This window comes from Paraburkholderia heleia NBRC 101817 (genome assembly GCF_000739775.1).
GTDB lineage: Bacteria > Pseudomonadota > Gammaproteobacteria > Burkholderiales > Burkholderiaceae > Paraburkholderia > Paraburkholderia heleia.
This window is the reverse complement of sequence record NZ_BBJH01000008.1, coordinates 150,574-162,586: the sequence shown is the minus strand read 5'-3', so window position 1 is coordinate 162,586 and position 12,013 is coordinate 150,574. Positions and strand designations below refer to the sequence as shown.

General features: G+C 66.8%; 9 protein-coding genes. 4 read left to right on the top strand and 5 right to left on the bottom strand.

The genetic code is table 11. The features are described from left to right. The first annotated feature begins 156 nt into the window (after positions 1 to 156). The 3 genes from BHE01S_RS09525 to BHE01S_RS09515 all read left to right on the top strand — a co-directional run bounded on the left by BHE01S_RS09525 (position 157) and on the right by BHE01S_RS09515 (position 4,569). On the top strand, positions 157 to 1,794 hold the full coding sequence (locus BHE01S_RS09525) for a GMC family oxidoreductase (RefSeq protein WP_042263121.1): 1,638 nt from the start codon (positions 157 to 159) through the stop codon (positions 1,792 to 1,794). A 127-nt stretch (positions 1,795 to 1,921) separates the two neighbouring features. Beyond that, entirely contained in the window at positions 1,922 to 3,241 is a 1,320-nt protein-coding gene (locus BHE01S_RS09520; protein ID WP_042263118.1) for an MFS transporter, read from the top strand. A 410-nt stretch (positions 3,242 to 3,651) separates the two neighbouring features. Continuing rightward, on the top strand, positions 3,652 to 4,569 hold the full coding sequence (locus BHE01S_RS09515) for an NAD(P)-dependent oxidoreductase (protein WP_245639683.1): 918 nt from the start codon (positions 3,652 to 3,654) through the stop codon (positions 4,567 to 4,569). Between the two features lie 86 nt (positions 4,570 to 4,655). Here BHE01S_RS09515 and BHE01S_RS09510 read toward each other — a convergent pair whose 3' ends face one another. The 3 genes from BHE01S_RS09510 to sauS are packed head-to-tail and all read right to left on the bottom strand — an operon-like array spanning position 4,656 to position 9,218. Beyond that, on the bottom strand, positions 4,656 to 6,038 hold the full coding sequence (locus BHE01S_RS09510) for an MFS transporter (RefSeq protein ID WP_042263112.1): 1,383 nt from the start codon (positions 6,036 to 6,038) through the stop codon (positions 4,656 to 4,658). Positions 6,039 to 6,096: 58 nt separating this feature from the next. Further along, on the bottom strand, positions 6,097 to 7,767 hold the full coding sequence (locus BHE01S_RS09505; RefSeq protein WP_042263110.1) for an AMP-binding protein: 1,671 nt from the start codon (positions 7,765 to 7,767) through the stop codon (positions 6,097 to 6,099). Next, positions 7,764 to 9,218: an acylating sulfoacetaldehyde dehydrogenase gene (sauS, locus tag BHE01S_RS09500; protein WP_042263108.1), complete on the bottom strand. Its 1,455-nt coding sequence runs from the start codon at positions 9,216 to 9,218 to the stop codon at positions 7,764 to 7,766. Before sauS ends, BHE01S_RS09505 begins: the two co-directional genes overlap by 4 nt. Positions 9,219 to 9,435: 217 nt before the next feature. Between sauS and BHE01S_RS09495 the strand changes: the two genes are divergently transcribed. Then, a complete protein-coding gene (locus tag BHE01S_RS09495; RefSeq protein WP_042263301.1) occupies positions 9,436 to 10,200 on the top strand; it encodes an IclR family transcriptional regulator in 765 nt (254 codons plus the stop codon). 67 nt (positions 10,201 to 10,267) lie between these two features. Here the strand turns inward: BHE01S_RS09495 and BHE01S_RS09490 are convergent, their stop codons facing one another. Both BHE01S_RS09490 and BHE01S_RS09485 read right to left on the bottom strand, forming a co-directional pair. Continuing rightward, complete coding sequence (locus BHE01S_RS09490; protein WP_042263106.1) at positions 10,268 to 11,221, bottom strand: dimethyl sulfoxide reductase anchor subunit family protein; 954 nt, start codon at positions 11,219 to 11,221, stop codon at positions 10,268 to 10,270. A 52-nt stretch (positions 11,222 to 11,273) separates the two neighbouring features. Continuing rightward, positions 11,274 to 12,008 (bottom strand): 4Fe-4S dicluster domain-containing protein, encoded by a 735-nt coding sequence (locus tag BHE01S_RS09485; protein ID WP_042263104.1) that lies wholly within the window; start codon positions 12,006 to 12,008, stop codon positions 11,274 to 11,276. Positions 12,009 to 12,013: the final 5 nt, after the last annotated feature.

Sequence of the window (12,013 nt, the reverse complement as noted above, 5' to 3'; positions counted from 1 at the left end):
CGCTTCGCCGCGGCTTTCTGATGCCGTTTCGGCAGTTTCCGTTTCACTTTCCGCCCCTGCGCACGATCGCCGCTTGCGGTCGGCATCCCCTTCCCCGACATTGATCCGAAAACGCGGCACGTCACGCCGCCCCTGGATTTCGAGGAGACGGGATTCATGGACCATGAAGTCGACTACCTGATCGTCGGCGCCGGATCGGCCGGTTGCGTGCTCGCCCACCGGCTGAGTGCCGACGCGCGCAACGCCGTGCTGCTGCTCGAAGCCGGCGGCGAGGACAGCAGTCCGTGGATCCATGTGCCGGTCGGCTACTTCAAGACCATGCACAATCCCGCGCTCGACTGGTGCTACCGCACGGAGCCGGACGAAGGCGTGGCCGGCCGCCAGATCGACTGGCCGCGCGGCAAGGTGCTCGGCGGATCGAGTTCGCTCAACGGCCTGCTCTACGTGCGCGGACAACGCGAGGATTACGATCGTTGGGCGGCGCTCGGCAATCGCGGCTGGAGTTATGCCGACGTTCTGCCGTATTTCAGGAAGTCCGAGGATCAGGAGCGCGGCGCGAACGCCTGGCACGGCACAGGCGGACCGCTGAAGGTCTCCGACTTGCGCCTGCGTCGGCCCATTGCCGATCACTTCATCGCCGCCGCACAGGAAATCGGCATCCCGGCCAATGAGGACTACAACGGCGAGGTTCAGGAAGGGGTCGGCTATTTTCAGCAGACGGCCTATAACGGCTTTCGCTGGAGCACCGCGAAGGGCTTTCTCAAACCCGCGCGCAAACGCAGCAACCTGATCGTTCAGACGCGGGCGCAGGCGTGCCGGATCCTGTTCGAAGGGCGCCGCGCAGTCGGCGTGGAGTATCTGCAGGACGGCGTAAAGAAGCGCGCGCGGGCGCGCGTCGAGGTCATTCTCGCCTCGGGCGCGATTGGCTCGCCGCAGATTCTGCAGCACTCCGGAGTTGGCCCTGCGCACGTGTTGCGCAACGCGGGCGTTGCCGTGCTGCTCGACCTGCCGGGCGTCGGCCAGAACCTGCAGGACCATCTTCAGGTGCGGCTCGTGTTCCGCACGCGCGAACGCACGCTCAACGACGAGGTCAACCATCCGTTGCGCAAGGCCTGGATCGGCCTGCAATACGCGCTCTGGCGCACCGGGCCGCTCACACTGGCGGCCAGCCAGGTGGCGGTTTTCACGCGATCGAGCCCCGCGGTCGAGCGCCCCGACATCCAGTTCCACATGCAGCCGCTGAGCGCCGACAAGCCCGGCCAGGGCGCGCATCCTTTCTCGGCGTTCACGGCTTCCGTCTGCCAGTTGCGGCCCCATAGCCGCGGCAGCGTTGAAATCCGCTCCGCCGACCCGCTCCAGTACCCCGCCATTCGCGCCAATTATCTGTCCGACCCGCGCGACCATCCCGTCGTGATTGGCGGCATACGGGTGGCGCGCCGCATCGCCGCCGCGCCGTCGCTTGCGCCGCACATCGTGTCCGAGTTCGTGCCCGGCGAACGATATCAGAGCGATGCGGAGTTGCTGGATGCGGCGCGCCAGTTCAGCCAGTCGATCTACCACCCCGCGGGCACCTGCAAGATGGGCCGCGACGCGACGGCGGTCGTCGACGAACGCCTGCGCGTGCACGGCCTCGCCGCGCTGCGCGTCGTCGATGCGTCGATCATGCCCGAGCTCGTCTCCGGCAATACCAACGCCCCCGTCATCATGATCGCGGAAAAAGCCGCCGACATGATTCTCGAGGACCACGCGAGCCTTTCCCGGGTGCAACGGGAGCACGCCGAGGCCTACCCCTAACGAGGCACGGGACTCGCGTAGTACATGCAGCACCGAGCGACACGCAGCAAACAAAGGATCCCTTACGAAAATACCTGCTTTTCAAGGAGCCGCACCGTACGAGGTGCGTCCCAAAAAGGAGACAGCCATGAACGCATTGCCCCGCACCGACGCCCGGCAGATGAGGCGCGTGGTCGTCGCGAGCCTGATCGGCGCGACCATCGAGTGGTACGACTTCTTCCTGTACGGCGTCGTCGCCGGCATCGTCTTCAACAAGCTTTATTTCCCGGGCGGCGACCCCCTCATTTCGACGATGCTCGCCTACGGCACCTTCGCGGTGGGCTTCCTGAGCCGCCCGCTCGGCGGCATTGTCTTCGGTCACTTCGGCGACCGGCTCGGCCGCAAAAGCATGCTGATCATGACGCTCTCGATCATGGGCGTCGCCACCGTGTTGATCGGCACCGTGCCGACCTATGCGCAGATCGGCCTGTGGGCGCCCGCGCTGCTGCTCATCCTGCGCGTCGCGCAGGGCCTGGGCCTGGGCGGCGAATGGGGCGGCGCCGTGCTGATGGCATTCGAATACGCGCCCGAAGGCCGGCGCGGCCTCTATGCGAGCATTCCGCAGATCGGCCTCGCGATCGGGCTTTGCCTCGCCTCGGGCGTGGTCGCCCTGCTCTCCTCCGTGCTCAGCAATGCGCAGTTTCTTGCCTGGGGCTGGCGCGTGGCGTTCTTCCTGTCCTTCGCGCTCGTCGCGATCGGCATGTATATCCGCCTGCGCGTACTGGAAACCCCCGAGTTCGAGCGCGTGAAGCAACAGGGCGCCGAGGTCCGCGTGCCGATCGCCGAGGTGCTCGCCCGCTATCCCGGCAACGTGCTCGCCGGCATGGGCGCACGCTTCATCGACGGCGTGTTCTTCAACGTCTTCGCCGTTTTCACGATCGCCTACCTCACGCAAACGCTCAAGCTCTCGCGCACCGACGCCCTGTTCGCCGTGATGGCCGCCGCGTTCACGATGATCTTCACGATTCCGTTTTTCGGCCGCCTTTCGGACCGCATCGGCAGAACCCGCATCTACTTCTGGGGCTCGCTCTTCACGGGCTTGTCGTCGTTCTTCGGCTTCTGGCTCATGAAGCACAGCGGCGGCTCGCCGGTGTTCCTGTGGATCGCCGTGATCATTCCGCTCGGGGTCGTTTACGCGTCGGTCTACGGGCCCGAGGCCGCGCTCTTCGCGGAGCTGTTCGACGCCAACGTGCGCTACTCCGGCATCTCGTTCGTCTATCAGTTCTCCGGCATCTTCGCGAGCGGCATCAGCCCGATCATCGCGACCTGGCTTTTGCAGCGCAACGGCGGCGATCCGTGGCTCATCTGCCTCTACACGATGTTCGCGGGGCTCGTGAGCGCGCTCTCGGCCGCCTGGGTGGGCCGCCGCCATCACACGCGGCATCTTGCCATGGGCAGTGTGCGTTGAATGACTCGCCGCGCTTCGCGCGCGGCATGCCATGCGCCACTACGCGGCGGCACGCATGCAACACGCACGCGTGCCGCCCATCGCGCAACATCGCTTCGGTTCGCGTATCGATGAAGCCCGGAAAAGGGAGGCCGACTCCGATCAGATACCTGAGCCTCCTTGTCTCGCCTTGTCTCCTTTTTGGGGGCCTGGGCACCCTGCTCCCGTCGCGAGCAAGGCCGGCCAGGCCGTCTTGTTGTACGGGGTATCGGCTGACAAAAACGCGCGCGGCTAGTGCCAGACGCGCCCTATCGTTGCGTCCGGGCTGAGCCCGGGCCGGCGCCGCCTCCTGCCGGCGCCGCCCAGGCGCCGCGCCGATAGCTGAGATAATGAGACCGCCCCAGCCTCAAACCCCACCCCAAGGAGCCACTGTGAGCCAATCCGCATCCTCGTCCGCCCCCAATCCGGTACGCCGTGTCGCGTTCCTGGGTCTCGGCGTGATGGGCCATCCCATGGCCGGTCATCTCGCCAAAGCCGGGCTCGACGTCACGGTCTACAACCGCACCGCCGCAAAGGCTGCGCAATGGGTCGCCGAATACGGCGGCCGCGCGGCTGCCACGCCGCGCGAAGCGGCCCAGGGCGCCGATCTGGTGCTCGCCTGCGTCGGCAACGACGACGACCTGCGCAGCATCACGCTCGGCGCGGACGGCGCCTTCGCCGGCATGGCACGCGACGCCGTGTTCGCCGACCACACGACCGCCTCCGCCAACGTGGCGCGCGAGCTTTCGGCGCAAGCCGCCGAGCATGGCCTGCACTTCATCGACGCGCCCGTGTCGGGCGGCCAGGCCGGTGCCCAGAACGGCAAGCTCACGATCATGTGCGGCGGCGAAGCCGCAGCCTTCGAGCGCGCAAAGCCCACGCTCGCCCACTACGGGGCGGCCGTGACGCTGGTGGGCGCGGCGGGCGCCGGCCAGCTCGCCAAGATGGTCAATCAGATCTGCATCGCGGGCCTCGTGCAGGGGCTTTCCGAGGCGATCAACTTCGGCGAGCGCGCCGGGCTCGACATGGCGCTCGTGCTCGACGTGATCGGCAAGGGCGCCGCCGCGAGCTGGCAGATGGACAACCGCGGCAAGACCATGATGGCCAACCAGTTCGACTTCGGTTTCGCCGTGGACTGGATGCGCAAGGACCTCGGCTTCTGCCTGGACGAAGCGAAGCGCAACGGTGCGGCGCTGCCGGTCACGGCGCTCGTCGACCAGTTCTACGGCGACGTGCAGCGCCTGGGCGGCAGCCGCTTCGACACGTCGAGCCTCATCTGGCGCCTGCGCAAGCTCGACCGCGGCGCATAAGGCGTAGCTGGGCGGCGGCCCCCGGAAGCTCCCGGAAGCCTTCAGTGCCGCCGCATGGCGTGCCTCATGCCCGCGCCCCGCGAGGCTCAGCGCCACCAGCGCAGCGGGCGCCGCAGCATGTGACGTTCGAGCCGCACCGTCGGCATGCTGTCGAGGAACGCGAAGGCCCCCGCCTCTTCCGGGCCCATGCGCCGCTCGCGTTCTTCGTCCGCTTCGACTGTGCGCGCGGTATCGATGAAGAGCGCCGCCACGATGCCCACCGCCAGCAAACCGGCGGAGATCATGAACGGTACGTTGTAGCTGCCGGTGTGCTGGATCAGGTAGCCGAACACCACCGGCGACACCATCCCCGCAATGCCGAAGCCCGTGTTCATCATGCCGCCCGCCGTACCCGCGTACTTGCCGGCGATATCGAGCGGCAGCGTCCACAGCACCGGGTTCGTGATCTCGAGGAAGAAGAACGAAGCGGAAAGGAAGAGCACCGCGGCCATCGGGTTCGAGACGGACACCATGGGCAGCAGGAAGGCGAGCGAGCCGCCCATGCCGGTCACGAGCACCGCGCAGCGCGCGAAGCGTAGCCGGCCCGTCCACTTGTAGAGGCGGTCGGAAACCACGCCGCCAAGCGTGTCGCCCACCACGCCTGCGAGCAGCGGCAGCGCGGTGAAGAGCGCGAGCTGCTTGAGGTCGAAGCCGCGCGACTCCTTCAGATACGACGGCAGCCACGTGAGATAGACCCACAACAGCCAGCCATAGCAGAAGTCGACGAACGTGACGAGCCACATGCGCCGCACGAGCTTGCGCCACGGCGTCGCCGCGCGCTTCGCGCGGTCGCAGTCGCCCTTGCAATAGCCGATCTCGGCGGTCTCTTCGGGCGTGACGCGCCGGTTCTGTTCCGGCGAGTTCGTAAACACGAAGAGATAGAGCACCGTCCACATGAGGCTCGCGATGCCGAGCAGGATGAATGCGTCGCGCCAGCCGCCTGCCACGACCACCGCGAGCACGAGCGGCGGCGTGACCGCGCCGCCGAGGCGCGCGAAGCTGTGCGTGATGCCCTGCGCGAAGCCGCGTTCGCCCACCGGCATCCAGTACGTGAAGGCGCGGGTGGCCGTGGGGAAAGCCCCGCCCTCGCCCACGCCAAGCGCGAAGCGCAGCCCGACCAGCATCGCGACACTGCCGGCAAAGCCCGTGGCGAGCGTCGCCGCGCCCCAGATCAACGAGAGCACGGTGAGCACGAGCTTCGGACCGAACTTGTCCGAAAGCCAGCCGCCGATGATCTGCATGAGCGCATAAGGATAGGCGAACGCGGAGAATACCAGGCCGAGCTGCACCGCGCTCAGGCCCATTTCGTGGCGGATCAGCGGTCCCGCGACCGCGATGTTGACGCGGTCGATGTACGAGATGAAATACATCAGGCACATGACCGCGAGAATGATGTGGCGCGTCTTGACGCGCTGCGCGTGCTGCTTCATGTTGTCGTCTCCTGAGTCTCTCTTATGTGTCGCCGGGTCGGATGCGCGTAGCCGCGTATCAGCCCGAGGGCGTCACGAGCTTGAGTCGCTGGACCTTGCCCGAGGGGCCGCGCGGCAGTTCGTTCACGAAACGGAACTCTTTCGGCGTCTTGTAGCGCCCCAGTTCGCGCAGGCAGTGCGCGCGCAGATCGTCCGCATCGGGCGCGCCCTGCCAGTGGGCATCGCGCGCCACCACGAACGCGACGATCTCCTGTCCATAGGCGGGATCGGGCACGCCGACGGCCGCCGCGTCCAGCACGCCCGGATGGCGCAGCAGCGCCTCGTCGATCTCGCGCGGCGCGATGTTCTCGCCGCCCTTGATGATCAGTTCCTTCGAGCGGCCGTTGATATAGAAGTAGCCCTCGTCGTCGCGATAGCCGAGGTCGCCGGAGCGCAGCCAGCCGTCGGCGGTAAACGCCTTCGCCGTGTCCTCGCTGCGCTTGTAGTAGCCGTTCATGACCTGGGCGCCGCGCAGCACGATCTCGCCGCACTCGTTCGGTCCGCATTCACGGCCGTCACGATCGATCACGCGCGCTTCGCCGCCCGAAGGCAGGCCGATGCTGCCGATCCGGCGCCGCGATGCATCGTATGGATTGCTAAAGACTGGCGCGGCGGTCTCGGTCATCCCCATGGTCTCGATGACGCCGATGCCGAAGCGCGCCTCGAATGCGCGATGATGGTCGGCGGGCAGCGCGGCAGACGCGCTGCGGCAGAACTTGAGCGCGGAGAGATCGAGCCCGCGCGGTTCGTCGCCGTTGAGGAGATAGGCGACGATGGTCGGCACCACGTTGATCCATGTGCAGCCGTAGCTGGCGGCATCGCGCCAGAACGTGCGCGCGGAGAAACGCGCCGTCAGCACGACCGACCCCGCGTGCCACAGCGGTGCAAGCAAGGTCACGACGAGGCCGTTGATGTGATAGAGCGGCAGCGATGCCAGCACGCGGTCATCGTCGGCGAGGCGGTGCTCGAGGCTGATGTTGCGCGCGTTCGCCTGGAGGCTTGCGTGGCTGAGCAGCACGCCCTTCGGCGCGCCGGTCGTGCCCGAGGTGTACATCAGCAGGGCGATGTCGGCAGCGTCGGGACCGCAGCGGGTTTCCACGGGCAGCGATTCCGGGCCCGGAAGGACCGGGAGGCCCGCGAGGCTCGAAGCCGGCATGCCGCTCGCCACATCGGCTGCCGCCGTTTCGAGCGCGGGCAACACCGGCAAGGCGACAGCATCCGGTTCCGTGCGCACGAGCGCGATGTTGCGCGAGACGCCCTGCTTGCGCAGCGCGGCGAGGGCCGCCGCGAGCGCGCCGCTCGTCTGCGCGCTCGCAAAGATCATCCGCGTATCCGAATGCTCGACGATATAGGCAAGCTGGGACGCCTGGCAAAGCAGGTTGAGCGGATGCGCGATCAGTCCGCTGTACATCGCGCCGAGCAGCAGCGTGGCGGTCTGGATGCCGTTGCCCATCAGGACCGAAACGACGTCGCCCGGCTTCAGGCCTGCGTCGCGAAAACGGCTCTCGAGCGCGCGGCAACGCTCGAGCAGCGCGCCGAAGGTCAGCGTCGCGCCCGCCGTGTCGCTTTCGGCGACTGCGCCGGCGTCTTCCGTGATGAGTTCGTCGGGTGCCGCCAGCAGAAAGGGCTTGTCCGGGTACTGTGCGGCGCGGGCTTCGATCAGCGCGCGGATCGTGGCGGGCGCGCTCATTGGCCGAACCTCCGGAAATAGTCGCCGAGCAAGGTGTCGAGCTCGGGAACGCGCTCCGCGATCGGGTACGCCACGCGCGTGATGTTCAGGTACTGGCGAAAGCCGAGATTCTCCGAAAAGTTGTTGCGCCCCCAGGTCCCGCAGCCCATCGAGAGCGAGAACGGCAGACCGTTGTCGAAGTTGCCGCCCGTCGCGAAGCAATGCGCCTGGTTGACGATCACGCGCGCGACCGGCAGCGTCGAACCCAGCGCCACGGCTTCGTCAGGGTCGTCCGTGTGCAGGCCGACCGAGTGACCCGCGCCCATATAGGCGTAGAGGCTGCGCACGATATCCGCCGCCGCGCCGAAATCGCGCGCGCGGTAGACCGTGAGCACCGGCGCGAGCTTTTCGCCCGAAAACGGATGGCCCGCCCCGAAGCCGCTCTCCTCGACCATCAGGAACGCGCTCTCGCGCGACGCCTTCTCTGCGATTTCGTCGAGGCCGGCGCCGCGCGCGATCTGCGCCGCGGATTTTGCGGTGCAACGCGGCGAGAGCTTGCCGTCGGTCCACATCGCCGCCTGCAATTGCGCCTTTTGCTGCACGTCGAGCAGCACGCCGCCACATGCGGCGAGTTCGTGCAGCATCGCGTCGTAGACTGCCTCGTCGATCACAACGCTGTTCTCCGACGAGCAGCTCGTCGCATAGTCGAAGGTCTTCGAAGCGGCGATCTTGTGCGCCGCATCGCGAAGGTTCGCCGTGCGCGTGACGATCGACGCCACGTTGCCGGCCCCCACGCCGAAGGCCGGCGTGCCGCTGGCGTAGGCCATGCGCACATTGGCCTGCGAGCCGGTCGCGACCACGAGGTCGGCCTCGCGCATCAGCGCGGCGGTGGCGGCTTTGTCCACCGGCGCGGGCAGCATCTGCACGAGCGCCGGGTCGAGGCCCGCCCTGGCGAACTGCGCATGGATGAAACCGATGAGCGCCTCGCACGCGCCGTAACCCTTCGGCGAGGGCGCGACGATCACCGCATTGCCGCATTTGAGCGCGTTGATGATCTTGTTGGCCGGCGTCGCGGCCGGATTGGTGGATGGCGTGATCGCCGCGACCACCCCGACCGCGCGCGCGATCTCGACAATGCCCGTGGCCTCGTCTCGCGCAATCACGCCACAGGTCTTTTTGCCATGCAGGTCGCGCAGCAACCCGAGTGTCTTGCGGTAGTTCTTGCGGAACTTGTCTTCGGCGTTCCCGAGTCCCGTGTCATGCACCGCCAGCCCGGCAAGTTCGCGGTTGCGGCCGGGCTCCATGATCGCCCACGCCGCAGCCGCTGCGGCGTCATCCAGGGTTGCCTGCCCGGCGAACTCGAACGCTTGCTGCGCCGCACGCGAACGCGCCACGAGCGCGGCGATCTGCGGCGCGGGCGCCTCGGGGTTGCCCGCACCAACGGCATGGGCAACGGTCTCTCTCACATTCATCCGTGCGCTCCGATCAGATAATTGGCTGTACTGCCAATCTATTCATCGGCGCGTGAATGCGAGTCCCGATTCCCGCGCAATCGGCGACACCCGGCTACGAAGGAGCGGAATTGGCGATTTTCGGGACTTTCACCAGTCCCGAAAATCGCGCCGGGAGATGCACAATAACGGGAAAGCTAGCGTCGACCGCACAAAGCAACCGACGCAGGAGACAAGCGTGTCCACATCGAACCAATCGAATGCGGCGGCAGTCCGCGCGTTCCGCGTGCTGGAAACGCTAGCCCAGGCGGGCCGTCCTTTAGCGATGATGGATCTGGTGGATGCACTCGGTTTGCCCAAGCAGACCGTACACCGTATCCTGGCCCAGCTCACCGACGCGTGGCTCGTCACGCGCGGCGCGAACGACAAGCTGTACGAGTGTTCGGCACGCGTGAGAATGATGGCGGTGAACGTGCTGATGCATGCGGGGCCGGCGGCGGCGCGGCACCTGCTGCTCGAACAGCTCGTCGAAAAGATTGGCGAGACCTGCAATCTCACCATGCTCGCCGGCAACGACGTGGTCTATGTCGACCGCGTGGAGACCGAATGGCCGCTGCGCATGCATCTGCAGCCGGGCTCGCACGTGCCGCTGCACTGTTCGGCAAGCGGCAAGCTGCTGCTGAGCTTTCTGCCCAAGGAGCGGCGCGACCGCATGATCGACACATTGCCGCTGCGCGCGCATTCGGAACAAACGATCACCGACCGCGAAGCGTTGCGCAAGGAGCTGGCGGTGACACGCCGGCGGCAGCTCGCGATCAATAATCAGGAGCATTTACAGGGCTTGATCGCGATCGCCGTGCCCGTCATGCTGGACCGCAACCGCGCCTGCGCGGCAATCGCCGTCCAGGCGCCGGTCGGGCGCCTCGCGCTCGACGACCTGCTCGCCTTCGTGCCCGACCTGAGGCACGCCGCGACCGAAACCGCGAAGACGTTCCGCGAGTAAGGCGGCGTGCAGCCGCCGGCAACGCCTCGAGGCCAGCGACCTCCTGCCTGGAACCAGGAACTAAAACCTAGGAACGCTGATAGTAGAGATTCTGCGGATGCCGTGCCTCGGCAAAGAAGAACCAGCGCTCCGCCACGAGACCCGCGTACTGGATCACAGCCGCCAGGCACAGCACCGCGAACGATAGCCCGACCGGTCGCATGCCGCCTCCGATCGCGACGAGGCAGAAAGGTGCGAGGAACGCCGCGATCAGGAACGTCCACTTGATGCGTTTGAGCGCGCGGGGTGTCTTGCCGTGAAAGAACTCGCGCAGATTGAAGGCGCCCGCCGTAAATCCGCGCGACTTCTGCTCGACGCGTGCCGCGCGAATACCGGTCGCGCTTTGCACTGTCGATTTCGGGCGCAGGCGTGCATTGCGGACAAGCGAAGCCGTGCGCGACGCACAGCCCGCCAGCGTCAACACGCATGCGCAGACGGCAAGCGGCACCGTCATGGCCGGTGCGAATCTCGCAGCGCATGCGGTCGCGAGCGTGAAGCCGGACGCGCAGCCGAGCAGGACGAAATTGACCAGCGTGAGCGGCGTCGCCCATTCCTGGAGAAAGCGCAGGCACGCGTAGATCATCGCGGTGCACAGGAAGAGCAGCAGGCTCGCGACGACCGCCACGCCGCCGATTGCCAGCGAAAACGAGGCCCCCAGCAGGTGGGCGAGGCCATAAGCGAACGTGCAGGCCAGAAACGCGGGAAGACAAAGGCATTCGCGCGAAAGCCACGAGGTGCGCCACATCGCGATGGCGCGCCATGCCCGCTCGGGATGGCCGAGATGAAAGAACGACGCGACGAGCCCCAGCGTGCCCAGTGCGCACGAAAGCGCCGCACCGACGACATAGAACATCGCCGGAACCGCCGCCACCTCGCCGAAGCCGAGCCGTTGCGCCAACTCCACGCCGACGAGCGCGATCAGCAGGCCCTGGCCCGCACCGCTCAGCGTGGTGAGAAACACCACTGAAAATGCCGGATTCATACCGTTCTCCACACTTCGATTCGGGGCGCGCCATGCGGGCGCGCTGGCGTGTTCACGTGCGCGTAGCGATCGACGCGAGATTGAGTGCGCCGTGCTCGACCTGCGCTTCCAGGGTATCGGCCGCTCCCGCGCCCGATGTCTTGCACGAACACGAGCCGCTGCCGCAGGACGTCACCGGTTGACGCGGCAAATAGTGATTCGACGGCCGGGTGCCCCATTCGGGCATCAGCTGATAGCCGCCCCGTTCGCGGATCGCCTTCGACACGACCGACTCAGGATCGTGAATGTCGCCGAACAGGCGCGCCGAGGTCGGGCACGCCAGCACGCACGCGGGCTTGCGGTCGCGCTCCGGCAGCGCTTCGTTGTAGATGCGGTCGGAACACAGCGTGCACTTGGTCATTTCCTTGCGTGCTTCGTCGATTTCCCGCGCGCCGTAGGGGCAGGCCCACGCGCAGTATTTGCAGCCGATGCAGCGGTCGTAGTCGACCAGCACGAGGCCGTCTTCCTTGCGCTTGTAGCTTGCCCCGGTCGGACACACCGGCACGCACGGCGGGTCCTCGCAGTGCAGGCAGGACTTGGGGAAATGAATGGTGTCGGCAAGCGGAAATTCGCCGGCTTCGAACGTCTGCACGCGGTTGAAGAATGTGCCCGACGGATCGGCGTCATACGGGCGAAAGTCGGCAAGACTGCCCGCCTCGCCCGACGTGTTCCATTCCTTGCAGCTCGTCACGCACGCGTGGCAGCCCACGCAGACGTTCAGATCGATTACGAGCGCCATCTGTGTCATCGCAT

What these genes read in the sequence shown, in the direction of transcription:
- sauS (WP_042263108.1), bottom strand. Translation starts at nt 9,218, where the DNA reads ATGAATGTGAGAGAGACCGTTGCCCATGCCGTTGGTGCGGGCAACCCC.
- BHE01S_RS09485 (WP_042263104.1), bottom strand. Translation starts at nt 12,008, where the DNA reads ATGACACAGATGGCGCTCGTAATCGATCTGAACGTCTGCGTGGGCTGC.
- BHE01S_RS09505 (WP_042263110.1), bottom strand. Translation starts at nt 7,767, where the DNA reads ATGAGCGCGCCCGCCACGATCCGCGCGCTGATCGAAGCCCGCGCCGCA.
- BHE01S_RS09525 (WP_042263121.1), top strand. Translation starts at nt 157, where the DNA reads ATGGACCATGAAGTCGACTACCTGATCGTCGGCGCCGGATCGGCCGGT.
- BHE01S_RS09510 (WP_042263112.1), bottom strand. Translation starts at nt 6,038, where the DNA reads ATGAAGCAGCACGCGCAGCGCGTCAAGACGCGCCACATCATTCTCGCG.
- BHE01S_RS09490 (WP_042263106.1), bottom strand. Translation starts at nt 11,221, where the DNA reads ATGAATCCGGCATTTTCAGTGGTGTTTCTCACCACGCTGAGCGGTGCG.
- BHE01S_RS09520 (WP_042263118.1), top strand. Translation starts at nt 1,922, where the DNA reads ATGAACGCATTGCCCCGCACCGACGCCCGGCAGATGAGGCGCGTGGTC.